Source organism: Bosea sp. RAC05, from assembly GCF_001713455.1.
In the GTDB taxonomy this organism is placed as follows: Bacteria; Pseudomonadota; Alphaproteobacteria; order Rhizobiales; family Beijerinckiaceae; genus Allobosea.
Genome location: NZ_CP016464.1, coordinates 808,511 through 833,332, shown reverse-complemented (window position 1 = coordinate 833,332; position 24,822 = coordinate 808,511). Strand labels below are relative to the sequence as shown.

Sequence of the window (24,822 nt, the reverse complement as noted above, 5' to 3'; positions counted from 1 at the left end):
GGGCGGCCCGCCGGGGCCGCCCGTCTCCCCCTGCCAGCTCTCCGAGGAACCCGCCCCGCCATGGCCGAGGCCCGCAACACCGTCCAGGCCGGCATCCTCTGGATGATCCTGAGCACGGCCTTCCTGGCGGGTGGCAATTCGCTGGTCCGGCAGATCGCGACCGAGCTGCATCCGTTCCAGATCAGCTTCCTGGCCAATCTGATCATGCTCGTCTTCGTCTGGCCGCAGCTGCGGTCCGAAGCGGGCCTTCCGGACCGGCGCGAGAAGCGCCGGCTCTACGCGATCATGACCGCCGTCGGCTGCGTCTCGAACCTGACCTGGTTTTACGCGCTCGCCCATGTGCCGCTGGCCAAGGCCACGGCGATGACCTTCGCCGCGCCGATCATCGTGACGGCTCTGGCCGGGGTCCTGCTTGGCGAGAGCGTCTCGCGCAGCCGCTGGGCGGCCGTGCTGGTCGGCTTCGTGGGCGTGATGGTGATCTCGCGGCCGGGCTTCGTCGCGCTCGACGCCGGCACGATCGCGCTGATGATCTCGACCCTGTCGATGGCGTCGAGCTATCTGATCTCGAAGCGGCTGACGCAGATCGAGAGCACCAGCCGCATCGTCGCCGTCACCACCCTGATCCCGGTGGTCACCGGCCTGATCCCCGCCGTGCTCTACTGGCGGACGCCGTCCTTCGACATCATGCTGTTCCTGGTGGTGATGGCGGTGGCGATGTTCGTCGGCCGGCTGACGCTGTTCCTGGCCTTGCGCAATGCGCCGGCCTCGACCGTGATGCCCTTCGACTTCGCCCGCCTGCCCTTCATCGCGCTGTTCGCCTGGCTCGCCTACCAGGAGATTCCCGACCGCTGGGCGCTGGTCGGCGCCGCGATCGTGATGGGCGCGACCGTCTTCATCTTCCAGGACGAGCACCGCAAGCGTCGCCAGGTTCCGCTCTAGCCGGAGCCCGGCCCTTCGCCGCCCGCAGGCCTGCGGGCATTCGACCCGCGCCACAGGAGAACCGCCAGCCATGCCGACACCGATCGCATCCGAAGCCGAGATGAGCGCCTTCCTGGCGCGCGCCGGCTTCACCCTGACGCCCGAGCAGGTCGCCGAATATGCCGAGGCCTATGGCTACATCGTCGAGATGTCCGCCCGGATCCGCGGCGAGCGCAGCTACATGGCCGAGCCGGCCCATGTCTTCAGCTTCCCGACCGAGGAGAGCGCCTGATGAGCACGGACATCCTGACCATCAGCGAGGCCGCCGCCCTGATCAAAGCCGGCAAGCTCTCCCCGGTCGAGCTGACCGAGATGTGCCTGGCCCGCATCAAGGCCTTCGAGCCGGAGCTGCACGCCTTCGTCACCGTGACCGAGGACCGCGCCCGGGCCGACGCCAAGAAGGCGGAGGCCGAGATCAAGGCCTCGGGCCCGACATCGCCGCTGCACGGCATCCCGATCGGTCTCAAGGACATCATCGACACCAAGGGCATCCTGACGACCTGCCAGTCCGCCCACAACATCGGCAATATCCCCGAGACCGACGCGACCTGCGCCGCGGCGCTCGATGCCGCCGGCACCGTGCTGGTGGGCAAGCTGACCACGCATGAATTCGCCGATGGCGGCCCGTCCTTCGACCTGCCCTGGCCGCCCTCGCGCAATCCGTGGAATACGCAGCGCTTCACCGCGGGATCCTCGAGCGGCACGGGGGCGGCGGTTGCGGCCGGCCTCGTGCTCGGCGGGCTCGGCACCGATACGGGCGGCTCGATCCGCGGCCCGGCGGCGCTGTGCGGCATCGTCGGCCTCAAGCCGACCTATGGGCTGGTCAGCCGCGCCGGCGTCGCGCCGGCCGCCTATTCGCTCGACCATATCGGCCCGATGGCCTGGACGACGCAGGACTGCGCGCTGATGCTGCAGGCGCTGGCCGGTCACGACCCCGCCGATCCCGCCAGTGCCAACAGGCCGGTGCCCGACTACACCGCCGGGCTCGGCAAGGGGGCCAAGGGGCTGAAAGTGGGTGTGCTCAGCCGCTGGCACGAGACCGACAGGCCGGTCGCTCCCGCGGTCAAGGCCGGCATCGACGCCGCGATTTCGACCTATGAGAGCCTCGGCGCGGAGATCGTCGAGATCAAGCTCTCGGCCATGCAGGAGTACAATGCGGCCGGCTTCTTCATCTCGACGGTCGAGCGCGGCGCGGCCTATGAGCGGATGATGCTGAAGAACCCGGAGAAGTTCGGGCAGCGCTATCGCGACCGCCTGGTCTTCGCCGCGCTCTGCACCGGCATGGACTATGTCCAGGCGCTGCGGCGCCGGCGCGAGCTGATCGCGGAAATGGCGGCGGCGATGGCCGGCGTCGACGTGGTGCTCACCGCCGGCAATCCCGACGAGGCGCCGCCGATCGACCAGGTGCCGCGCTGGGACAATCTCGACAAGCCGAACTTCACCATGGCCTTCAACCTGACGGGGATGCCGGCGATCTGCGTCCCCTCGGGCTTCGGCCCCAATGGCCTGCCGGTTTCGATCCAGCTCGCGGCGCGGCCCTTCGGCGAGGCGGTTCTGCTGCAGGCGGCGCATGCCTTCGAGCAGGCCACGCCCTGGCGGCAGCGGCGGCCGGCCATGCTCGGCCTGGCCGAAGCCGCCTGAGGCGGCTCCCGCGCGGCACGGCCCCGGCCGTGCCGCGACAGCGGCAGGTCAGGCGGCGCGCGCCTTCGTGCCGGCGGCCGGCTTGCGGGTATCCATCTTGCGCCAGTGCTCGATGATGCGCTGGCCCGAGCGATAGACATGCTCCTCGGCGATGCTCTCGGCCCGCACGACCTGCCCGCCGGTGATGGCAGCGAAGATCTGGCTGTGGTCGTCATGGGCGCGCGCCAGCGTTTCCAGGTCGAACCAGCGGAACTTGAGCTGGTTGAGCAGCGGAATAGCGCGGGACTTGCGCAGCATCATCGCGAGATGCGAGTTGCCCGAGGCTTCGATCAGCGTGTTGTGGAAGCGGTCGTTGAGATCGCGCCAGAGATCGGAGACCTCGTCGGTCCAGCTCTCGACTGTCTGCAGTTCCTCACTCTCCGCCAGCACCTTGTGCAGGAGCCCGCGGTGGACGTCCGACAGGCCCTGCTGCGCCACCAGCCGCGCGCAAAGGCCCTCGAGGTTGGCGCGCACGACATAGATGCCCTCAATGTCCTTGGCGGCGAAGGTCTTCACCGCGTAGCCGCTGTTGGGGCGATACTCGAGCAACCCTTCGGCCGCCAGCGTCGAGAGGGCGGCCCGGATCGGCGTGCGCGACACGGCCAGCGCGTCGGCGAGATCGACCTCGTTCAGGCGCGTGCCGCCGGCATAGTCGCCTCCGAGCACGGCTTCCCTGAGCTTGTTGGTGACGGAGACGCCGCGTGTCGCCATGATTGAGTCGTCCTGTCGGAGAGGCGGATGAAGAAGGGGCCCTGCCCGCGGCCCGAGGCTGATCATGCCAGCGGCAGAATCATCTCGATCGTGTACAGCTGGCAGGCAGTTAGGGGCCCGCGACCCGGTCGTCAACGTGATTCAGGGCGCGTTGACGGGAAAGTGTGCATGATAGGCGCTTCAGCGCTTCATTGTATGCAATCTAAACAGCCGTAACGCTTCATTCGGCCGGCATCCCGCGCGGCGCAGGGGACCTGGCCTGCCCCCGGCCGAAACGAGCGATCACCGCATAGACCGGCGCGGCGGCCACCATCACCACAAAGATGCGGATGATGTGGTGGGCGGCGACGAAGGCGACCTCGGCATGGACGGCGAGCGCGATCAGGCTCATCTCGGCGAGCCCGCCCGGGGAGTAGGCGAGGATCAGCGTCATCGCGCGGAAACCGGTGAGCCAGGAGACTAGCGCGGCACAGGCGCCGGTCCAGAACAGCAGGATCGCGGTCGAGCCCAGCGAGAGCAGGATGATGCGCCCGACGGTGCGCGGCGCCGTGCCGGCGAAGCGACAGCCGATGACGACGCCGAGGATCAGCTGGGCCGCATTGACGATCTCGAAGGGTGGCTTGAAGTCGCTCCAGCCCGCGAGATGGACGGCGGCGCTGACCAGCATCGGTCCGAGCAGATATTTCGCGGGCAGGTTCAGCCTGTGGCCGAGGAGGCAGCCGGCCAGCCCGCAGCCGAGCAGCCAGACCTCGGCCGTCGCGGGCGTGGCGAAGACGGAGACGGCGCCAGCCATCCGGTTCAGCGAGACGCCCTCGAGCCACTGGATGGCGAAGGGCAGCGTCATGACGATGAGCAGGATGCGGACCGAATGGACGAGCGCGATGACCTGGCCGTCGCCGCCGCGCTCCTCGCCGATGCTGATCATCTCGACCAGCCCGCCCGGCATGCCGGCGAAATAGGCGGTGGTGCGGTCATAGCCGCCAATGGCGCGGAAATACCAGACCACCGAGCCGCCGCAGAGCGCGATGAAGGCGACGAGCCCGAGCGTGGCCGGCCACCATTGCGGGATGCGCGCCATGAGATCGGGGCTGAAGGCGGCGCCGAGCATGACGCCGATCACCATCGTCATGGGCGGGCGGATCACCGGCGGCGCGGCGACCGGCGCGCGCAGCAGCGCCGCGAGCGTGCAGAACACCATCGGGCCCATCATCCAGGGCAAGGGCAGCGACAGCCGCTGGAACAGCAGGCCGCCCGCCACACCGAGCGCCAGCGCCAGGGCGAAGCGGGGATAGGGGAAGCGGGAGGGTCGCATGGCGGCAAAGCCGGCCCGGACGTCCCGCATCCAGGCTGCGACGGGCGATGTCAGGAGCTTCATGGCGCTTCTTCGAGCCTGACCGGGGCGGGCACCGGCTTGGGGGCCAGATAGACCAGCGCGCTCGCGACGATCACGATCGCCGAGCCGCCGAGGACGAGCAGCGTCGGCACGTCGCCGAACCAGACGAAGCCGACGATCAGCGCCCAGAGCATCTTGGTGTAGGAGAGCGGCGCGATCGTCGCCACCGGCGCATGGAAGAGCGCCCGCGTGGTCAAATACTGGCAGGCGCCCGAGGCCAGGCCGTTGCCGATCAGCAGCGCCCATTGCGCCGGCGTCGGCTGGACCCAGTTGAAGGGCAGGCTCGGGAGGACGAGCAGCGCCGAGCCGGCCAGGGTCCAGAAGGCGATCGACAGCGAGGTTTCGTTGCGCGAGAGGCTGCGCTGCTGGATCAGCGAGAGCGCGCTGAAGACCGTGCCGATGACCGACATGGTCAGCCCGAACAGGCTGCCGCCGCCGCTCGGCTTGACCATCAGCAGCACGCCCCCGAGCCCGAGCAGCAGTGCGAGCCAGCCCAGTCGCGTCACCTTCTCGCCGAGCAGCGGCGCCGAGAGCAGCAGCACGAGGACCGGCTGGAGGAAGGAGATCGCGGTCGCGTCGGCCAGAGGCATGTGGCGATAGGCCACGAAGATGAAGAGCAGCACGGCGGTGAACTGCACGGCCTGCAGCGCCATGCCGGGACGGTTGTGGACTTTCAGCGCGGCAAAGCCCCCGAGCCCGCGCGCCATCAGCAGCAGGGTGACGAGCGCGAAGCCGTTGCGGAAGAAGACGATCTGGTTGACCGCGAAGGTCTCCGCCAGCGCCTTGACGACACCGTTCAGGATCGAGAACAGCGCCAGCCCGACGAGCATCATCACGACGCCGCGTCGCGCGTCGCGCTCCTCCCCCGCCGGCGCCTTCAGGATCACGGTCATCGTCAATAGGTCAGGAAGATGCGTTCGATCTCGGCCGGCTCGGCGCTGACCGTCAGCGCCAGCGCGAGCAGCAGCCGCGCCTTCTGCGGCGTGAGATTGTCGGTGATCAGGAAGCCGCCCTCGCGCAGGCGCTTGCCCTTGAAGGTGCGGCCCGAGCCGGCGCGGGTCGACTGCATCACGACAATGCCGTCCGCAGCGGCCTGTTTCAGCACCTCGAAATCGGCCGGGCCGGCGAAGCCCGGCGCGAAGCCCGCCGAGACGATGCCCTTCGCACCGGCCGCGACGAAGGCGCGCGCCGCCGTGCCGTCCGAGCCGGTATAGGCCAGCACGATGTCGACGCGCGGCAGGGCGTCGAGGGCGCGGATGTCGAACTCCGTGTCGGGCGCCGCCTTCCGCAGCGGCTTGCGGTAGAACACGACGGCATCGCCATCGGCATGGCCGAGCACGCCGAAATCGGGCGAGCGGAAGGTCTGCAGCCTGAAGGTCGAGGTCTTGGATACATCGCGGGCGGCGTGGATCTCGTCGTTCAGCAGGACGAGAACGCCGAGCCCGCGCGCCTGCGGGCAGGCCGCGGTGCGGATCGCATTGGCGAGGTTCATCCCCGCATCGGTCGACAGCGCGCTCGCCGGGCGCTGCGAGCCGACGACGACGACCGGCACCGCCACCTTCACCGTCAGGCTGAGGAAATAGGCCGTCTCCTCCAGCGAGGCGGTGCCGTGCAGGATGACGATGCCGGCGAGGTCGGGATGCTCGGCGACCAGCCGGTCGCAGGTCAGGACGAGCGTCTTCCAGTCCTCGAAGAAGATGTTGGGGCTCGGCACCGCCTTGAACGGAACAGCGATGATCTCGGCGAGCTGAGCGACGTCGGGAAACATCGCCACCAGCGCGTCGGCATGGAGCATCCGTTCATTAGCGCCGTAGTCGAGGATGTCGAAGGGGCCGGTGCCGATGGAACAGATCGTGCCGCCGGTCCCAATGACCGCGACCTTGGGCAAAGCAGGCATATCTCTCTCTGGGTGTCGGGCGCGCGCGCCGGGTTACTCGGCCGCCTCGCGGAAGCGGGCGTTCGTCTCAAGACAGCCGATCAGCATCTGCGTGTCCATGATGTCGCCGAAGGTGAGGTAGAAGGCGATCAGCGAGGCGTTGTGCTCGGCATCGGAATTGGCGGCGTTGCCGTCGGTGACCATGATCGTCCTGAAGTTCAGCATCATGGCGTCGCGGGCGGTCGATTCGCAGCAGACATTGGTCACCGTGCCGGTGATGATCAGCGTGTCATAGCCCTGCGCCCGCAGCCGCGCCTCGAGATCGGACGAGCCCTGGATGAAGGCGCTGAAACGCGTCTTCTGGACGATCTCGTCCTCCGGCCTGACCTCGAGATCGGCCCAGAGCTCGTGGCCGAGCTTGCCTTCCGACATGGATTCGACGCGGGCGCCGCGCCGCTCCGGCCGCGTCAGATCCTCGTGGAAATGCGACCAGGAGGTCAGGCAGGCCTCGTCATGGGTGTTCTTGATCCAGAACACCTTGCCGCCGGTCCGGCGCACGGCGTCGGCGATGAGGTTGACGTTGGGCACGATCTCGCGGGCCGTGTCGCAGAGCGCATGGGCGACGCCCGGCATCATGAAGCCGTTCTGGAGATCGACCACGATCAGCGCCGTGCGGGCGGGATCGAGATCGGCATAAACATGCTCGACGCCGCGGCGGGCGACGACATGCTCGGTGACATAGGCGGGAATCTCGACCTTGTGCATGGCGGGCTCTCTCGTGCGAGTTTCAGGAGGACAGGGCGGGCGAGCCGACCTTGAAGCAGCAGACCGTGCGGTCGGGCGCGGGCGATGTTTCCGGCGGGCTCGCTGCGCGGCAGGCCTCGTCGGCGAATTTACAGCGCGGTGCGAAGGCGCAGCCCGGCGGCAGGCGGCGCATGTCGGGCGGCGAGCCGGGGATCGCCTCGATGTCGACGCCGCGGGCGCTGCCATGGACGGACGAGGCGAGCATGCCGCGGGTATAGGGGTGCTGCGGGTTCATCAGCACGTCGCGCACCGGACCGGATTCGACGACGCGGCCGGCATACATCACCGCGACACGGTCGGCGATCTGGGCGGCGACGCCGAGATCATGGGTGACGAAGATCACGCTCATGCCCATGTCGCGCTGGAGCTTGCGCAGCAGCACCAGCACCTGGATCTGCACGGTCGCGTCGAGCGCGGTCGTCGGCTCGTCGGCCAGCAGGAGCTGCGGCCGGCAGGACAGCGCCATCGCGATCATCGCGCGCTGGCGCAGGCCGCCGGAGAGCTCGTGCGGATAGGCCTTCAGGCGCCGCTCCGGCGAGGGCACCTTGACGAATTCGAGCAATTCCAGCCCGCGCTTCAGCCCGTCGGCATAGGAGCAGCCCTCGTGCTTGACGACCGTCTCGGCGATCTGGTGACCGATCGTGTAGACGGGGTCGAGCGCCGTCATCGGCTCCTGGAAGATCATCGAGATCGTCGAGCCGCGGATCTGCGTCAGCTCCTTGTCGCTGAGCGCCATGATGTCGTGCTCGCCGACGCGCATCCGCCCGCCGATCTTCGTGCGGCCCTTGGGCAGAAGCCGCATCAAGGCGCGCATCGTCACGGATTTGCCGGAGCCGGACTCACCGATGATGCAGAGCACCTCGCCCGGCTGAATGGCGAAGGAGACGCCGTTGACGGCAGCGACCGTCGCCTCGCGGCTGACGAATTTGACCGAGAGATCCTCGACCTCAACCAGCGGCCTGACCGCGGCGAGGGCGACGGGACCGGGAACGGTGGAGGGCGCTGTGGCTGTCGTCATCGGTTCATCCTCACGCGGTGGCGGCCAGCGGGGCGGCGCCGGCCTTCGGCCTGGCGACCAGCACCGGCGCCTTGCCAGCGAGGCTGTGGCCCGAGCCGGGGTTCTGGACGTGGCAGGCGGCGACATGGATGTCGGCGGCGACGGCGCCCTCGAGCCGGGGCGAGGTTTCCGCGCAGACGCTTTCGGCCATCGGGCAGCGGGTGCGGAAGCGGCAGCCCGACGGCGGGTTGATCGGGTTGGGCGGATCGCCGGTCAGCGGCGCCTCATGGACGCGCTCGGCCGGATCGAAGGAGAGCCGCGAGGCCAGGAGCGCACGGGTGTAGGGGTGCTTGGGATGCTCGTAGATCGCATCCACCGGCCCGATCTCGACGATCTCGCCGAGATACATCACCAGCACGCGGTCGGAGATGTACTGCACCACGTCGAGATCGTGGCTGATGAAGACATAGGTGAGGTTGAAGTGGCGCTTGAGCTGGCGCAGCAGGTTCAGGACCTGCGCCTCGACCGATTTGTCGAGCGCCGAGACCGCCTCGTCGAGGATCAGGAGCCGCGGTTCGAGCGCGAGCGCCCGGGCGATGTTGACGCGCTGCTTCTGGCCGCCGGAGAGCTCGTGCGGATAGCGCTGGGCGAAGAGATCGGGCTTGAGGCCGACCTTGGTGAGGAGTTCGCGGGCGATCTCCTTGGCCTTGGCGGGGGGAATGCCATGGACGCGCGGGCCGTAGGCGATCGATTCCTCGACCGGCAGGCGCGGGTTGAGCGAGGAGTAGCTGTCCTGGAACACCATCTGCATGGCGCGCCGGAACTCCTTCATCGTCAGGCCGCGGACGCCACCGATTGACTCGCCGTCGAACAGCACCTCGCCTGCGTCATAGGGAATGAGGTGCATCAGGAGCCGCGCCAGGGTGGACTTGCCGCAGCCGGACTCGCCGACGACGCCGAGCGTCTCGCCCTTGAGCACGGTGAAGGAGACGCCGTCGACGGCCCTGACATGCCCCTGCGTGCGGTTGAGCATCCCTCCCTTGATCGCGAAATGCTTCTTCAGGTCGGAGACGATCAGCATCGGCTGGGAGGGGCCGCCGCGATCGCGGAGGTCTCCCTCCGGGACCGAGGACAGCTGCGGCGGGCGGGCGGTCGGCGCGGGAGTCGTGGACATGGGAGTCGTGGACATGGCGGCCCCTTTCACAGTCTGACGTCCATCGCCTGGCGCAGCCCGTCGCTGACCATGTTGAAGGCGAGTGAGGTGACGAAGATCATCACGCCCGGCAGCGCGCAGACGATCGGGTTGACGTAGATCGACTGGCGCAGGGTCGAGAGCATCAGCCCCCAGTCGGGATGCGGCGGCTCGACGCCGAGGCCGAGGAAGGACAGCCCCGAGGCGATCAGGATCGAGACCGAAACCAGGCCCGAGGCGTAGATGAAGATCGGGCCCAGCACGTTGCCGAGGATGTGGGTGGCGATGATCGAGCGGGTCGAGCCACCCGATGCCCGCGCCGCCTCGACGAAATCGAGCCCGCGCACCTGGGTCGTCGCCGTCTCGGCAATGCGGCAGAGCGGCGGGATGAAGACCAGCGTCAGCGCCACCATGCCGTTCATCATGCCGCCGCCCATGGCGCCGGAGATCGCGACCGCCAGCAGGATCGAGGGGAAGGCGTAGAAGACGTCCATGGTCCGCATGATCGCCATGTTCAGCTTGCCGCCGATGAAGCCGGCGAGGACGCCGAGGAAGCCGCCGATCAGCGTGGCGAAGACCACCGGCACCACGCCCATCAGCAGCGACATGCGCCCGCCATGGATCAGGCGCGAGAGGATGTCGCGGCCGAGCTCGTCGGTGCCGAGATGGAAGTCGCGGAAGCCGACCGGGCGCAGCCGGAAGGCCATCGAGGTCTTGTAGGGGTCCTTCGGCGCGATCCAGGGCGCGAACACGGCCAGCGCCACGATCAGGACGATGACGAGCGCGAAGGCGAGCGTGACGTAGTCGTAGCGCAGGCGGTAGCCGACATTCTGCCAGTAGCCGCGGACCTTGGTGGCCGGGGCCTGTTCCTCTGCGGTGAGGATTCGGGTCGCCGTGGTGAAATCGGTCATGGCCGCCTCCTCAGGAGCGCTTGATGCGCGGGTCGACCGCGGTCTGGAACAGGTCGACGACGAGGTTGGTGAAGACGAAGACGAGGGCGAGGATCAGGATCGTGCCCTGCAGGACCGGGATGTCGCGTGTCAGGATCGCCTTGTTGAGCAGGAAGCCCGTGCCCGGCCAGTTGAAGATGGTCTCGACCAGGATCGAGCCGCCCATCAGGTAGCCGAACTGCAGCCCCATCACGGCCAGGATCTGCGGCATGGCGTTCTTCAGCGCGTGCCGGATGACCGCGAGCTCGCCGAGGCCCTTGGCGCGCAGCGTGTTGACGAAGTCGTTGCCGAGCACCTCCGAGACGGCGGAGCGCGTGGTGCGGGTGATCATGCCGACCGGCACCATGCAGAGCGTGATGATCGGCAGGATCACATGCTTGAAGTGGGACCATTCGAAGAGGTTGAAAGTCTCCGAGCCGCGCGGGCCCATGCCGGTCGCCGGCAGCCAGTTCAGCTCGACCGCGAAGATGATGACCAGCACGATGCCGAGCCAGTAATTCGGGATCGAGACGCCGACGATCGACAGGGCGGTGACGCCGCGATCAACCGCGCTGCCCCGGTAATAGGCCGCCAGCGTGCCGAGCACGAAGGCGATGCTGAAGGCCAGCATCACCGCGCCGAAGGAGAGAAAGATGGTGTTGCCCAGCGCCCGCAGCACCTCGTCGATCACCGGCCGGTTGGACTGGATCGAGACCCCGAGATCACCGACGACGGCGCGCGTCAGCCAGGTCCAGTACTGGACCGGCAGCGGCCGGTCGAAGCCGTAGGTCTTCATGATGAGGTCGACGACCTCCTGGCTGGCATCGGCCGGGAGCAGCATCTGGACGGGGTTGCCGGGCGCCAGGAAGACGAGCGCGAAGCAGAAGACCGTGACGCCGATGGCGATCGGGATCGCGTAGACGATGCGCCTTGCGATGTAGTGCCACATGGAGGTCTCCTTCGGTCGGCTCGGGTCCTGGATCGCTTTGGGCTCGGAGGGGGATGCGGCCCCGACGGGCCGCATCCCGAAGGCAAGGCCGCGTCAGTTCGTGGTGCCGACGGTGATCGGCGTCAGGTCCTGGAACCAGCTCTGGGCCTGGACGAAGCCCTTGACCTTGGGCGAGAGCGCCCGCGGGTTCAGGTCATGGGTGACGAAGAGCATGGCGGCGTCCGCGTTCATGATCTCGTGGACGCGGGTGATCATCGCGTCGCGCTTCGTCTGATCGAAGGTGTTGTAGATCTCCGTGATCAGCTTCTCGATCTCGGGGTTCTCGTAATGGCCCCAGTTGCCGCCGGCCGGCGCCCACTGCTTGCGCATGGCGAAGCGGAAGATGCCGGAGAAGGGATCCTGCGTGGCGCGGCTGACATTGACGGCGTGATAGGCGGGGAACTTCTCGCGGCCCTTGAAGGTGACGTCGAGCAGGGCGTTCCAGTCCATCACCTCGAGCTTGACCTTGAACCCGACCGCCTCGAGCTGCGACTTGACCAGCTCGTTCATCGGCAGCGGCTGCATCTGGCCCGAGCCGGAGGTCGAGATCGCCAGCGTGACCTCGCAAGGAAAGCACTTCGCCTCCTTGAGCAGCGCAGTCGCCTTCTTCTGGTCGAGCTTGTAGAGCACCGGCTTGCCGAAATAGGGCGAGCTCGGCGGCACGGTCGCGTAGCCCTCCTGGGCCAGGCCGTTCAGCATCTCGACCATCTCGCCGCGGTCCATCGCGTAGTTCGCCGCCTGGCGCACGCGCTTGTCCTTGAAGGGGCCGTCGACGAAATTGAACTGGTAGTGCCAGTTGTGCGGGTAGGGCAGCGTGATGACCTGCATGCCCGAAGATTTCAGCCGCGCGATCGTGTCGGGCGAGGGCGCCTCGATGAAATCGACCTGGCCGGAGAGGAGCGCGGCGGCGCGCGTCGTCGCCTCCGGCATCGGCTGCAGCACCAGCCGGTCGTGCTTGGGGATGCGCTTGGGGTTCCAGTAGGTCTCGTTGCGGGTCATCTCCAGCCGTTCGCGCGGGACCAGGCCGGCGAAGCGATAGGGCCCCGTGCCCGAGGGCATCTGGGCGTATTTCTCGTAGGAGCCCGCCTTCTCGAACTGTGCCTTCGAGATCATCATCCAGAAGCTCATCTGGATGTAGAAGAGCGAGTCAGGCTCCTTGGTGATGATCGCGACGGTGTGGTCGTCGATCTTCTCGGCACGGTCGATGTTGACGGTGCGGGTGCGCATCGCCGCGAACTGCTTGGCGTTGAAATGCGGAACCTTCTCGTCGGTGATGCGCGAGATGTTCCAGAGCACGACGTCGGCGTTGAAGTCCGACCCGTCATGGAACTTCACGTCCTTGCGGAGGGTGAAGATCCAGCGCTTGCTGTCCTTGGGGTCGATCTCCCATTTCGTGGCGAGACCCGGCGTCAGCGAGGCCTCGACATCCGAGCGCGAGAGATCCCAGAGAATGAGCGAGTCGTAGAGCGTATAGCCGACGAAACGGTAGCCCTCGAAGCCCTGGTCCGGCTGGCCGGTGACGTCCGGGATGTCGCCCGCCGTCATCGCGACGCGCAGCGTCGTCTGGGCCTGGGCAGGATTGGCAGCCGCGAGCGCTGCCGCGACCACGAGCGAAAAGCCGGCCACGAGGCCAGCGGCGCGATTCCGAGATTTCAGGGCGGTATGAGGCATGCAGGCTCCCTCCGGGATGCGATGAGGTCGTGAGCGGCGTCTCGGATGAATTTTGCAAGGGCCGTGCCAAGCCGGCTCGATTGTGTCCAATCTTCCCATCAGCCTGATCCGGCATTCCACGCCCACCTGACGTGCGGACCTTGGGAGGCGCTGATTTTGGGCGCTGCAACGTCGTTTCAGTGGAAATCGCGAAATCGGGGCGCCGCCACCCAAAGTCGGCGAGGCCTTATTGCACACAATTTCGCCAAGACGGCCCGTGTTCGGGCAATGTCCGCCAGCTTGGCGCTCGCGCCATGCTGCGCTGCACAATGTTTCGCCGCCTCGGCCCGGCGAAGGGGCCGCGCGGCCCGACGAAAGACCGCGCCCTGAAGGGCGCGGCTGGCTCGACAGGCCGCCTCGGCTGTCACTCGGCCGCCTGCAGCACCGTGGCGCCGGCGCCGATCGTCGCGATGACCTCGTCGGTCGACTGGACGTCGCCGAAGAGGGCCAGGATGTTGCCGAGCGTCGCGTTGTGCTCCTCGTCGGTGCGGCAGGCATTGGCGTCGGACACGAAGACGACCTTGTAGTTCAGCATCATCGCGTCGCGCGCGGTCGACTCGCAGCAGACATTGGTGGCGGTGCCGACGATGATCAGCGTATCGACGCCCCGCTCCTGCAATTGCGCATGAAGCGTCGACGAGCCCTCGACGAAGGCGCCGAAGCGTTGCTTCTCGACCGCCCAATCCCCGGGCAGGACCTCCAGCTCCGGATAGATCGCATGGCCGAAGCTGCCGCGCGCGAAGGCGGCGATCATGCGCTGCTTGAAGTCGCCCTTGGTGAAGTTGTCGAACCAGACGCACCAGTCGGCCTGGGTCTCCTCCGTGATCGTGTTCTGGATGTAGACGACGAGGCCGCCGGCGGCCCTGAGCGCCTGCCCGATCCGGTTGACGTTGGGCACGATCTCGCGGGCAAAGGGGATTTCGGCCGGCTGACCCGGCGCCATGAAGCCGTTCTGGAGATCGACCACGATGAGTGCGGTGCGGGCCGGGTCGAGCGCCTCGAACAGCCTGACCTTGCCGCGCCGCTCGACGACGCGCTGGAGAACGTAGTCCGGGATCGCGATGGTGTGCATGGGACGCTCCTGATCGACGGGATGAGGGTCGCGCCGGCTCAGGCCCCGCCTCGGGCCGCGCCGGCGATAGCCCCAGCGCCGCAGCAAAGCCCATGCCAAGATCGATTGATTGTATTCAATGCAGCATTGCCGTCAAAATGGACGCCTCACTCCAGCAAGAGGCGGAAGCGTCGAGACGAGCGGCTTTCGCGCCGAATAAGCCGAGACAGACCCGCCGCTTTATTGGACTCTTGCGCGATTCGCTCTCACGGAATCCCGCAGACCAGCAGGAGAACCGCCGCCGCCTGCGCGCAAGGCGCCAAGCTCTATTGGATACAATGACATGAGAATGGCATGGCGGTTGCATCGACCGGGCCGACAAAAGCGGACCAGGGGACAGGGCGATGAGCGAGACGAGCGCGGCTGATCTGAAGCGCGAACTGGAGGTGCTGCTGCGGCGCGCCGAAGTGGCGGTCCCGGCGGACCGGATGGACGCCGTCCTGGCCGGCTATGGCGACCTCAAGCGCATGTGCGCGCTGCTGCGCCAGCCGCGCACGGCGGCCGCCGAGCCGTCCAACACCTTCTCCCTCGTCACCCTGATGAAGGGGGCCTGACATGTCCGCGACCTTGATCGCCAAACCGCTGCACGAACTCTCCATCGCCGAGGCCGGCGCCGCCCTGCGTGCGGGCGAGGTGACGGCGACCGCGCTCGCGCAGGACGCGCTGGCGCGGATCGCCGCGCTGGACGGCGCCCTGAACAGCTTCATCACCGTCACCGCCGAGCGCGCGCTCACCGATGCCGCAGCCGCCGACGCCGCCTTCAAGGCGGGCATCGACGCGGGCCCGATGCAGGGCGTGCCCTATGCGCTGAAGGACATCTACGACACGGCCGGCATCCGCACGACCTGCCACTCCAAGCTGCTGGTCGACAATGTGCCCGCCGCCGACTCCGTCGTGGCGGCGAAGCTCAACGCCGGCGGCGGCGTGCTGCTCGGCAAGCTCTCGACGCATGAGTTCGCGCTGGGCGGCCCGAGCTTCGACCTGCCGTTTCCGCCGGCACGGAATCCCTGGAACCCCGAGCACATTCCCGGCGGCTCGTCCTCAGGATCGGGCGCGGCGGTGGCGGCGGGGCTGTGCCGCATGGCGATGGGGTCCGACACCGGCGGCTCGATCCGCGGGCCGGCCGCCTATTGCGGCACGGTCGGGCTGAAGCCGACCTATGGGCTGGTGTCGCGGCGCGGCGTCTTCCCGCTCTCCTACACGCTCGACCATTGCGGCCCGCTGAGCTGGACGGTCGAGGACAGCGCGATCACCATGGAGGTCATCGCGGGCCATGATCCGCTCGACCCCGCCAGCGCCGATGTGCCCGCCCCTGACTTCCGCAGCGGGCTCGACGGCGATGTGACCGGTCTCCGGATCGCGCTGCCGCGTCATTTCTTCGCGCAGGCCGAGGGCGTCTCGCCCGAGGTCGTCGCAGCCATCGACAAGGCCGCCGCCCTGCTGGCGAAGGCCGGCGCGATCGTCGAAGAGGTCACGATCCCCGATTACGAGCTGTTCAACGCGGTCGGGCGGGTGATCATGTTCTCGGAGGCCTTCGCCATCCACGAGAAGGACTATCGCGAGCGGCCGCTCGATTTCGGCCGTCTGACCTTCACCCGGATGATCCTGGGGGCGACGCTGAGCGCCGCCGACCTGACCCAGGCCTATCGCCTGCGCCGGGAGCTGGCGGTCGCGGTCAACCATCAGCTGCTCAAGCAGTACGACGCGATCCTCTGCGCCTCGGCGCTGGCGCCGGCCGCACGCTTCGACAGCATGTCGGACGCCTTCCCGCCAAACTGGCCGATCCAGACCATGCCGTTCAACGTGACCGGCAACCCCGCCCTATCGATGCCGGCCGGGTTCTCGGCCTCGGGCCTGCCGCTTTCGGTGCAGATCGTCGGGCGGCCTTTCGACGAGCCGACGGTGCTGCGCATCGGGGCGCAGATCGAGAAGGCGCTGGCCCTGACGGGGCTGAGGCCGACGACAGCCACGCTCAGGCAAGCAGCATGAGGCGTCGGCGCGCCGACGGCCGCGCCCTGGTGGTTCCATGAGCGAGGATGATTCCGGGGCGCGCGCCGTTGCCTTCCTCCCCGACGAGGCGCAGCCGGATCCCGCTCCGGAGCTTGTTACCGTCGAGGCCTCGGCGGACAGCCTCGCGGCCGCCGCTTCGATCCTCGCCGCCAGCGCCCTGCCGGCTGCGGCGAACGCCCTGCCGACGGCGCGACGACGTCCTCTGGAGCGCGCCCGCGGCTGGTGGCTGGCGGCCACGCCCAATCTGCGCGGCTCGCTGTTGATGATCGCCGCCTTCACCGCCTTCGCGGTGATGATGACGCTGATCAAGCTGGCCGGCGGACGCATCCCCCTGCCGCAGATCCTGATCGTCCGGCAGCTGGTGATGACGCTGATCCTGGCAATGGTGGTGGGCCGCGCCCTGCCGCGGATCATGCACACCAGCCGCCCGGGGCTGCAGTTCCTGCGGGGGATGTTCTCGCTCGGCGCCATGCTCTGCGGTTTCACGGCACTGATCCATCTGCCGATGGCGGAGGCGACGGCGCTGGGCTTCGCGCAGGTGCTGTTCGTGACGCTGCTCGCCATCCTCATCCTGCGCGAGGTCGTCGACCGGCGGCGCTGGATCGCCCTGGCGATCGGCTTCGCCGGGGTCTTCGTCATGCTGCGGCCGGGCGGCGAGGCGATGAACGGCTATGCACTGCTCGCCATCCTCGGCGCGCTGTTCGGGGCCGGCATCACCATCTCGGTGCGCGTGCTCGGCCAGTCCGAGCGCACCGAGACGATCCTGTTCTGGCAGGGCGCGGTGGTGCTGATCGCGCTGGGCTTGCCCGCCGTCTTCCTGTGGACGCCGCCGACACCGGCCGAATGGGCGCTGATGGTCGGGATCGGCGTCGTCGGCACGGCCGGGCAATGGCTCGTCACCCGCGCCTACCAGATGGGCGAGGCCTCGGCGCTGGCCCCGCTCGACTTCGTCCGCCTGCTGCTGGCGACGGTGAGCGGCTATCTCGTCTTCGCCGAGCTGCCCAATCTCGTCACCATCGTCGGCGCTGCGTTGGTGGCCGGCGGCACGATCTACACGATGCGCCACAATGCCGGCGCGCGCCGCCTGGCCGCCACGCCGCTGCCGGACAACCCGCCCGCCTGACGCCCCTACCCTCTGACCCGGACGCCAAAGCATGACCCATCACCACCTGAAAGCCAGCGGCGCGACCTGCCATTGGGGCTTTTTTGACGCGGCGCTGAAGCCGAAGCTCGTGATCGCCAGCGGCGACACGGTCACGGTCGATACGGTGACGGGCGCGCCGGAGGTCCACCCCAAGCAGGGCAGCGGCTTCACCACCCCGCCCGAGATCGCCGATGTCCATGCCCATGCCGAGAAGACCCTGCCCGGGCATATCCTGACCGGGCCCATCGCCGTCGAGGGTGCCAAGCCCGGCCATGTGCTGGAGGTGCGGATCGAGGACATCCAGCTCCGGCAGGACTGGGGCTACAATGTCATCCGCCCGCTCGCCGGCACGCTGCAGAGCGATTTCCACGCCACGCGGCTGCTGCACATTCCGCTCGACCTCAACGCCAAGATCGGCAAGCTGCCCTGGGGCCTTGAACTCGAGCTCGCGCCCTTCTTCGGGGTGATGGGCACGGCACCGCCGCCGGCCTGGGGCCGCGTGACCTCGATCGTGCCGCGCGCCTTCGGCGGCAATCTCGACAACAAGGAGATGGTCGCGGGCGCGACGATCTTCCTGCCGGTCTTCGTCGAGGGCGGGCTGTTCTCCTGCGGCGACGGCCATGCGGCGCAGGGCGACGGCGAGGTCTGCGTCACGGCGATCGAAACCGCGCTGCAGGGCCGCTTCACCTTCATCCTGCGCGAGGACCTCGCCTTCACCTATCCGCGGGCGGAGACGCCGACGCATTACCTGACCATGGGCATGGACCCCGATCTCGACCGCTGCGCCGAGATGGCGCTGCGCGACATGATCGTGCTGATCGGCGAGGTGGCCGGCCTCTCGCGCGAGGACGCCTATACGCTGTGCTCGATCGCTGCCGATCTGCGGGTGACGCAGACGGTGAACGGCTCGAAGGGCATCCACTGCATGCTCGCCAAGAAGCTTCTCGCTCCGAAGGCGGCCTGAGATGGATCTGGGTCTGAAGGGGAAGATCGCGCTGATCACCGGCGGCAGCCGCGGCATCGGCAAGGCCACCGCCCTGCTGCTCGCCGGCGAGGGCGCCCGCCTCGCCATCGCCGCGCGTGGGGCGGAGACGCTGGCCGCAACCGCGGCCGAGATCAGGGCCGCAGGCGGCGAGGTTCTCACCATCCAGGCGGATTTCCGCGATCCCGCCGAGTCGGCGCGGGCCGTCGCCGAGACGGTCGCGACCTATGGTGGGCTCGACATCCTGATCGCCAATGCCGGCGGCAGCTTCGGCGAGCGCGAGTTGGCAAACAGCAGCGACGCCGACTGGGACGAGACCTTCCGCTTCAATGTCGGCCATGCGATCGCGGCGCTACGCGAAGCGACGCCCGCGCTCACCCGCAGCGACATCGGCAACGCCGTCTTCGTCGCCTCGATCTCGGGGCGCGCTCCGGCCGCGCGCGGTGCGCAATATGCCGCCGCCAAGGCGGGGCTGATCCATGCCGCGCGCTCGCTGGCCTGGGAGCTGGGGTCCCACGGCATCCGCGTGAACGCGGTCTCACCGGGCTCGACGATCTTCCCCGGCGGGGGCTGGGAAAAGACCAGGACCGAGCGGCCCGAGGATTTCGCCAAGTTCGAGGCGGAGGATTTTCCGGCGAAACGGCTGAGCACCGTCCAGGAGATCGCCGACGCGATCGCCTTCGTCGTCTCGCCGCGCGCCGCGGGCATCAATGCGGCCGACATCCAGGTCGATGGCGGCCAGCGGCGTCCCTCGATCCGCTGAGGGCGGCTCCCGGGCTGGCTCTGATCAGCGAGACCCTTCATCGGCCAGGACCCGCTCGATCGTGCGGCGGGCCATGTCCACGATTCCGGGGTTGGTGTCGCGATAATAGGGCCATGCGATCAGGGCGATCGACAAGGCCCAGCCTTTTCCTCGTGCCCAGCCGGCTTCGTCGCAGGCAAGCTGCGCCCGAAAGATCCGGCGTTCCGAGGCCGAGAAGAGCGTCCAGGCGGGCAGCAGGTCGCAGGCCGGATCGCCGACGCCGAGGCCGCCGAAGTCGATCACCGCGACGAGCGCGCCGTTCCGCAGCAGCAGGTTGCCGGGGTGGAGGTCGCCATGCAGCCAGACGGGCGGTCCGCGCCAGGGCGACGCGGCCAGCGCGGCGTCCCAGGCTCGTGTAACCGCGACGACATCGATGTCGCCGGCGAGGGCTGCGATCGCCTGCCTGACCCGCTCGTCGCGTTCGAGCAGTGGCACGCCGCGCTCGACACCGGCGCTGCCGCTGCGCGGCCCCTCCGACGGGTCGATCGCCTGGAGCGCCTGGATGAAGCGCGCGAGCGTCAGCGCCGCCCCGTTGCGGTCACGTATGCTGCCGCGATGAGCGTCCTCGCCGGGGATCCAGCGGCAGACCGACCAGGCAAACGGATAACCCTCGCCTGGCGGGGCCGTGGCGAGAGGGACGGGAATGGCGAGCGGCAAGTGAGGCGCCAGGCGCGGCAGCCAGTGCTGCTCCTTGTCAAGGAGTGCGGCCGCGGCCGGATAGCGCGGCAGGCGCAGACAGAGGTGCCGGCCGAGCCGAAACATGGCGTTGTCGGTGCCGCTCGAGGCGATGCGCCTCAGGGGCAGGTCGCGCCAGAGCGGAAACCGGCTGGCGACGAGCCGGCCGACGAGAGCGGCGTCGATCTCGGCCTCGTCGGCATGCAGCGTGGCCACGGTCATCACAGGCGGTGCCAGGGCTTGAACCGGCGGCCGCCTGCTGGCGACCGCCGGCGCCAAGCCATCAGGATACGTTCGGCGGGAGGCGGCGGTGCCAGTCGGTATCGCGCTGATAGGCGTCGGCGATCTTGAGTACGCGCGCCTCGGCGAAGGGGCGGCCCTGGATCTGGAAGCCGATCGGCAGGCCGTTGGAATCGAGCCCGCAGGGCACGCTGACCGAGGGCAGGCCGAGATAGTTGATCGGCCGCGTGTTGATCGAGACGTCCTGGAAGGTCTCGATCGCGCCGGGCGTGCCGGCGTCGATGTCGGTCGCCAGCAGCGTCGGCACCTTCATCCGCAGCGTCGGCGTGATGAAGGCGTCGCAGACGCCGAAGACCGCGGCCGCCACCGCCTTCAGGATCGCCCCGCGTCTCGCCAGCGCCTCGAGATAATAGGTGCCGGGAATGCCCTGCGACGGATAGAGCCGGCCGCTGAGATGCACGGCGTAGTCCTGCGGGCGCTCGCGCATCCATTGCGCATGGATCGTGCCGCCCTCGACGCGCGAGACGATGCCGCCATAGGTCGAAACCGCGTCCATATGCGGGATCGTCACCGGAAGGATGACGGCGCCGCGGGCTTCCAACACAGCGACCATGGCGTCGAAGGCGGCCTGCACCTCGGGGTCGATGCCGTCGAAGAAGTAGTTGGTGGGGACGCCGATGCGCATGCCCCGGATGTCGCCGGTCAGCGCCGCCTCGTAGTCCGGCACCGGCTCGGCCGACGAGGTCGGATCTTTCGGATCATGCCCGGCGATCACGCCGAGGAAGCGGGCGGCATCGCGGGCCGTCTGCGTCAGCGGCCCGACATTGTCGGCCGAGAAGGAGAGCGGCATGACGCCATGGCGCGAGACGCGGGTCTGCGTCGCCTTGATGCCGGTGACGCCGCAGATCGCGGCGGGAAGACGGATCGAGCCGCCGGTGTCGGAGCCGAGCGCGCCATAGACCAGCCGCGCCGCAACCGCCGCGCCCGAGCCGGAGGAGGAGCCGCCGGTGCAGTAATCCGTATGCCAGGGATTGCGGCAATGGCCGTAATGCTGGTTGTGGCCGGTCGGATTCTGCGCGAACTCGGCCATGTTCAGCCCGCCGAGCGTCACCGAGCCGGCCTCCTCGAGCCGCTCCATCACGGTCGCGGTATAGGTCGGGCGGAAATCCTTGCGGATGGCGGAGCCGCAGGTCGAGAGCTTGCCGGCCTTGTAGTACATGTCCTTGTGGGCCAGCGGCAGGCCGTGGAGCGGACCCAGCGTCGCGCCCGATTTCCGCTTCTTGTCGAGCGCCTCGGCGGCTTCGAGCGCGGCGGCGCCCTCCAGCCAGATCGCCGAATTGATCGCCTTGTCGACGCGGGTGAAGGCTTCCAGCGCGACGGTGGTGAGTTCGACGGCGGTGACGGAGCCGTCCTTCAGCGCGTCGGCGGCGTCGGTCAGCGAGAGATGCAGGAGCGAGCTTTTCGCGGCGGCGTTCATGGCTGCGGCTCCTTCGTTTCCTGGAGCGCGGCCTCGAAGCTCGACGGCTCGTCCTCGAAGGCGAGCTGCCCGCGCAGCGCGGTGAATCCGGCGATGCTGGCGGCCAGCGCATCGGCCATGATGCCGGCCGCCTCATTGGGCTGTTCAATGCCTGACCAGGTCCGCGCCTGGACGGCCACGATCTCCCGCAGCGGGGTCTGCATGCCTCTCTCCTCTCTCCAGCACATCAAGAACGTCGCAGTATTGTATGCAAACGACGTGCCGAACCCAGCTCAAGTGGCTTCATCATGTCGTTTTGGATACATCTTCGTTGGCACGGTGCGGCGACGGGGTGGTGGACCGGCCGGAGGTGCGCGCTTGCACGACCGTCAAATTTCGATACATTCCTATTTAACAATATAATGGGAGGTTTCGATGCTGGATCGCCGCTGCATGCTCGCCGCCGGAGCGGCCCTGCTCCTGCCGACGGGACGATTCCCCGCATCGGCCCAGGTCGTCGCGAGGATCGGCGCCGACGACGCCGGCGTCACCGTCCTCAGCGATGGCGGCTTCGAGATGCCGGCGGCGATGCTGGCGCGCGACATTGACATCGCGCAGGTTCGGGACGCGGCCAAGGTCGGGGGTCCGCTCACGACCGTGCTCAATGTCACCTGCCTGAAGCGCGGCCAGGACACCATCGTCTTCGACTGCGGCTCGGGCGCGAACTTCCTGCCCGGAACGGGCAAGCTCGCCGCCAGCCTGGAGGCGGCCGGCATCGCGCCCGACAGCGTCACCCATGTGCTCTTCACCCATCTGCACCCGGACCATCTCTGGGGTGCGCTGGACGATTTCGACACACCGCTCTTTCCTAATGCGCGCTGGCTCGCCGGCGCCGAGGAGGTCGGCTACTGGACGAACCCCAAGGTCTATGAGGGTTTGCCGGAGGACCGGCACGCCTTTGCGGCGGGCGCGCAACGGGTGCTGAAGGAACTCGGCGACCGGCTGGAGACGCGCACCCCCGGGCAGGACTGGGCGCCGGGCGTCACCGCCTTTTCCACGGCCGGCCATACGCCGGGCCACGTCTCCTTCGCCTTCAACGATGCGCAGGGGCCGGTTTTCGTGCTCGGCGACGCGCTGACGCATCCGGTGATCTCGTTTGCGCATCCCGACTGGCGGCCGGCCTCCGACCATGACCCCGACAGGGCGGTTGCGACGCGGCGCGCCCTGCTGGAGCGCGCCGTCGCCGAGAAGGCCCGCATCATCGGCTACCATCTGCCGGGCGCGATCGGCCGCGTCGAGAAGCAGGGCGCGGCCTATCGCTTCGTCCAGCCGGCCTGAGGCGCGGCCGGCGACAGGGACTCAGAGCTTCTTGCCGTCCTTGCCGAACTGCTTGAGGAAGGCGGTCAGATCGGCGATTTCCTTCTCGTTCTTGATACCGGCGAAGACCATCTTGGTGCCCGGGATCTTGGCGCGCGGATCCTTGATGTACTCGGCGAAGATCGCCTCGTCCCAGGTCAGGTTCGCCGACTTGTTGGCTGCCGAGTAGCTGTAGCCCTCGACTTCGCCGGTGTGGCGGCCGAAGAGCCCGTTGAGATGGGGGCCGACGCCGTTCTTTGCGGTCTCGCCGACCTGGTGGCAGGCGCGGCACTTGTTCCAGGAGCGCTCGCCGGCCGCGATGTCCTGCGCCGCTGCGGGCGAGGCGGCCGCGAAGGCCGAGGCGACGAGGAGGGCGCGGGTCAGCACGTGCATGAGGTGTCCTTCATCCGACGGAAAAAAAGGGCCGCGCCCCGGGGCGCGGCCAGGGGGTCGCACCGCGCGGGAGGGCACGGTGCGGGGGGACGCTCAGCCGAACATGTCGGCGGTGATGGCGGCATACCAGCCCATGTTCTCGGCCTGGTTTTCCTTGCGCAGCGCGTCGCTCTCGCCCGGCTGCGAGACGAAGGTCTCGGTCGCCGTGATCTTGCCGTCCTTGGGCTCGTAGCGGCCGCCGACCTTGATGGTGTCGTCGGTGTCGACCAGCGACCAGCAGGTGTTGACGTAGCGTGCCGGGAAGGTGCGCGCGCCGGTCAACTCGCCGCGGATCGCCATCGCGGCGACCTTGGCCTGGCTGTTGGCCGAGAAGGCGGATTTGGGCATGTCGCCGGCGATGCAGGCATCACCGAGGACGAAGATATTAGCATCCACGGTGGACTTCATCGTCGCGGCGTCGATGGCGCAATAGCCACCGGCCGGAGCGAGGCCGGCGCTGCGGGCGATCTCGCCGGCCATCTGGGCGGGGATGACGTTGACGAAGGCGCAGTCCTTGTAGGTCTCGAACCCGGTCACGACGGTGTTGGTCTTCGGATCGACCGACTTGATGCCGTCATGCACCTTGGGGCCGAGCCATTCGATCATCCCGCCATAGCGCTTCTCCCAGTCGGCCTGGAAGACGCCCTGCTTGGAGAAGGTCTCCTTCGGATCGAGGATGATGATCTTCGCGTCGGCCTTGCCGGCCTTTTTCAGCGCATGGGCGAACATCGAGGCGCGCTCATAGGGGCCGGGCGGGCAGCGGAACGGGTTGGGCGGAGCGATCATGACGATCAGCCCGCCATTGGGAACCGCGGCGAGCCGCTCCTTGATCAGCTGCGTCTGGCGGCCGGGCTTCCAGCCATGCGGCATGGTCTCCTCGGCGTCCTTCGACCAGCCCGGCACGGAATCGTATTTCAGGTCGATGCCCGGCGAGACCACGAGCCGGTCGTAAGGCAGGCGCTGACCGGTCGAGAGCACGACCTCCTTCCTGTCGCGGTCGATCTGGGTGGCGCGGGCGCGGGCGATCGCGATGCCATGGGTCTTCGCCAGCGCGTCGTAGCGATGGACGATCTCGTCGTACGTCTTGAACCCGCCGACATAGAGGTTGGAATGGAAGCAGGTCTGGTAGGTCTCGTTCTCCTCGACCAGCGTCACGGAGATCCCGCCCTGGCTGTCCTTGGCGAGGTAGCGTGCCGCGGTGGCGCCGCCGGCGCCACCGCCGATGACGACGACGCGCGGCTTGGCCTGGCCGAGGACGGCCGGCGCGCCCAGACCCAGCGTCGCCGCCGCTGACAGGCCCGACAATGTGAATGCACGACGATCGATCTTCATGTCTCTCTCCCGGATTTTTCTTGT

The 24,822-nt window shown here is 68.3% G+C and carries 25 protein-coding genes; 9 read left to right on the top strand and 16 right to left on the bottom strand.

Annotation, left to right across the window (positions count from 1 at the left end):
* Positions 1–60: 60 nt before the first annotated feature.
* From BSY19_RS07435 to BSY19_RS07425, 3 genes are all read left to right on the top strand, one after another.
* The gene (locus BSY19_RS07435) at positions 61–939 is read left to right on the top strand and encodes a DMT family transporter (protein WP_069053597.1); all 879 of its coding nucleotides are present in this window, start codon (positions 61–63) and stop codon (positions 937–939) included.
* A 70-nt stretch (positions 940–1,009) separates the two neighbouring features.
* Positions 1,010–1,210, top strand: a complete 201-nt coding sequence (locus BSY19_RS07430) for a hypothetical protein (RefSeq protein WP_069053596.1) — start codon at positions 1,010–1,012, stop codon at positions 1,208–1,210.
* A complete protein-coding gene (locus BSY19_RS07425) occupies positions 1,210–2,619 on the top strand; it encodes an amidase (RefSeq protein WP_069053595.1) in 1,410 nt (469 codons plus the stop codon). The genes BSY19_RS07430 and BSY19_RS07425 overlap by 1 nt, the downstream gene beginning before the upstream one ends.
* 48 nt (positions 2,620–2,667) lie before the next feature.
* Here the strand turns inward: BSY19_RS07425 and BSY19_RS07420 are convergent, their stop codons facing one another.
* From BSY19_RS07420 to BSY19_RS07370, 11 genes are all read right to left on the bottom strand, one after another.
* Complete coding sequence (locus BSY19_RS07420; RefSeq protein WP_069053594.1) at positions 2,668–3,369, bottom strand: GntR family transcriptional regulator; 702 nt, start codon at positions 3,367–3,369, stop codon at positions 2,668–2,670.
* 220 nt (positions 3,370–3,589) lie between these two features.
* On the bottom strand, positions 3,590–4,744 hold the full coding sequence (locus BSY19_RS07415; protein WP_210184410.1) for an AbrB family transcriptional regulator: 1,155 nt from the start codon (positions 4,742–4,744) through the stop codon (positions 3,590–3,592).
* Positions 4,741–5,655, bottom strand: coding sequence for a DMT family transporter (locus BSY19_RS07410; protein ID WP_069053593.1), 915 nt, complete (start codon positions 5,653–5,655; stop codon positions 4,741–4,743). Before BSY19_RS07410 ends, BSY19_RS07415 begins: the two co-directional genes overlap by 4 nt.
* 2 nt (positions 5,656–5,657) lie before the next feature.
* Positions 5,658–6,659, bottom strand: a complete 1,002-nt coding sequence (locus BSY19_RS07405; protein ID WP_069053592.1) for an asparaginase — start codon at positions 6,657–6,659, stop codon at positions 5,658–5,660.
* 33 nt (positions 6,660–6,692) lie between these two features.
* Positions 6,693–7,403, bottom strand: a complete 711-nt coding sequence (locus tag BSY19_RS07400) for an isochorismatase family protein (RefSeq protein WP_069053591.1) — start codon at positions 7,401–7,403, stop codon at positions 6,693–6,695.
* Between the two features lie 22 nt (positions 7,404–7,425).
* Complete coding sequence (locus BSY19_RS07395) at positions 7,426–8,460, bottom strand: ABC transporter ATP-binding protein (RefSeq protein WP_069053590.1); 1,035 nt, start codon at positions 8,458–8,460, stop codon at positions 7,426–7,428.
* A 10-nt stretch (positions 8,461–8,470) separates the two neighbouring features.
* Positions 8,471–9,520 (bottom strand): ABC transporter ATP-binding protein, encoded by a 1,050-nt coding sequence (locus BSY19_RS07390; RefSeq protein WP_236840556.1) that lies wholly within the window; start codon positions 9,518–9,520, stop codon positions 8,471–8,473.
* A gap of 119 nt (positions 9,521–9,639) precedes the next feature.
* On the bottom strand, positions 9,640–10,542 hold the full coding sequence (locus BSY19_RS07385; protein ID WP_069053589.1) for an ABC transporter permease: 903 nt from the start codon (positions 10,540–10,542) through the stop codon (positions 9,640–9,642).
* 10 nt (positions 10,543–10,552) lie between these two features.
* On the bottom strand, positions 10,553–11,509 hold the full coding sequence (locus tag BSY19_RS07380; RefSeq protein ID WP_069053588.1) for an ABC transporter permease: 957 nt from the start codon (positions 11,507–11,509) through the stop codon (positions 10,553–10,555).
* Positions 11,510–11,602: 93 nt separating this feature from the next.
* Positions 11,603–13,219, bottom strand: coding sequence for an ABC transporter substrate-binding protein (locus BSY19_RS07375; RefSeq protein ID WP_083247460.1), 1,617 nt, complete (start codon positions 13,217–13,219; stop codon positions 11,603–11,605).
* A gap of 403 nt (positions 13,220–13,622) precedes the next feature.
* Positions 13,623–14,330, bottom strand: coding sequence for an isochorismatase family protein (locus BSY19_RS07370; protein WP_069053587.1), 708 nt, complete (start codon positions 14,328–14,330; stop codon positions 13,623–13,625).
* Positions 14,331–14,713: 383 nt separating this feature from the next.
* Here BSY19_RS07370 and BSY19_RS07365 point away from each other — a divergent pair, with 383 nt between their 5' ends.
* The 5 genes from BSY19_RS07365 to BSY19_RS07345 are packed head-to-tail and all read left to right on the top strand — an operon-like array spanning position 14,714 to position 19,268.
* A complete protein-coding gene (locus BSY19_RS07365; protein ID WP_069053586.1) occupies positions 14,714–14,923 on the top strand; it encodes a hypothetical protein in 210 nt (69 codons plus the stop codon).
* A 1-nt stretch (position 14,924) separates the two neighbouring features.
* Positions 14,925–16,358, top strand: coding sequence for an amidase (locus BSY19_RS07360; RefSeq protein WP_069053585.1), 1,434 nt, complete (start codon positions 14,925–14,927; stop codon positions 16,356–16,358).
* A 37-nt stretch (positions 16,359–16,395) separates the two neighbouring features.
* Positions 16,396–17,502, top strand: coding sequence for a DMT family transporter (locus BSY19_RS07355; protein ID WP_069053584.1), 1,107 nt, complete (start codon positions 16,396–16,398; stop codon positions 17,500–17,502).
* A gap of 31 nt (positions 17,503–17,533) precedes the next feature.
* Positions 17,534–18,487, top strand: a complete 954-nt coding sequence (locus BSY19_RS07350) for an acetamidase/formamidase family protein (protein ID WP_069053583.1) — start codon at positions 17,534–17,536, stop codon at positions 18,485–18,487.
* A 1-nt stretch (position 18,488) separates the two neighbouring features.
* Positions 18,489–19,268: an SDR family NAD(P)-dependent oxidoreductase gene (locus BSY19_RS07345; RefSeq protein WP_069053582.1), complete on the top strand. Its 780-nt coding sequence runs from the start codon at positions 18,489–18,491 to the stop codon at positions 19,266–19,268.
* A 24-nt stretch (positions 19,269–19,292) separates the two neighbouring features.
* Here BSY19_RS07345 and BSY19_RS07340 read toward each other — a convergent pair whose 3' ends face one another.
* From BSY19_RS07340 to BSY19_RS07330, 3 genes are all read right to left on the bottom strand, one after another.
* A complete protein-coding gene (locus tag BSY19_RS07340) occupies positions 19,293–20,204 on the bottom strand; it encodes an aminoglycoside phosphotransferase family protein (protein WP_069053581.1) in 912 nt (303 codons plus the stop codon).
* A gap of 61 nt (positions 20,205–20,265) precedes the next feature.
* Positions 20,266–21,699: an amidase gene (locus BSY19_RS07335; protein WP_069053580.1), complete on the bottom strand. Its 1,434-nt coding sequence runs from the start codon at positions 21,697–21,699 to the stop codon at positions 20,266–20,268.
* Positions 21,696–21,902 (bottom strand): hypothetical protein, encoded by a 207-nt coding sequence (locus BSY19_RS07330; RefSeq protein ID WP_083247459.1) that lies wholly within the window; start codon positions 21,900–21,902, stop codon positions 21,696–21,698. The genes BSY19_RS07335 and BSY19_RS07330 overlap by 4 nt, the downstream gene beginning before the upstream one ends.
* 211 nt (positions 21,903–22,113) lie before the next feature.
* Between BSY19_RS07330 and BSY19_RS07325 the strand changes: the two genes are divergently transcribed.
* Positions 22,114–23,016, top strand: a complete 903-nt coding sequence (locus BSY19_RS07325) for an MBL fold metallo-hydrolase (protein ID WP_069053578.1) — start codon at positions 22,114–22,116, stop codon at positions 23,014–23,016.
* Positions 23,017–23,037: 21 nt separating this feature from the next.
* Here BSY19_RS07325 and BSY19_RS07320 read toward each other — a convergent pair whose 3' ends face one another.
* Together BSY19_RS07320 and BSY19_RS07315 are read right to left on the bottom strand one after the other, a co-directional pair.
* A complete protein-coding gene (locus tag BSY19_RS07320) occupies positions 23,038–23,427 on the bottom strand; it encodes a c-type cytochrome (protein ID WP_069053577.1) in 390 nt (129 codons plus the stop codon).
* Between the two features lie 93 nt (positions 23,428–23,520).
* Positions 23,521–24,798: an NAD(P)/FAD-dependent oxidoreductase gene (locus tag BSY19_RS07315; protein ID WP_069053576.1), complete on the bottom strand. Its 1,278-nt coding sequence runs from the start codon at positions 24,796–24,798 to the stop codon at positions 23,521–23,523.
* Positions 24,799–24,822: the final 24 nt, after the last annotated feature.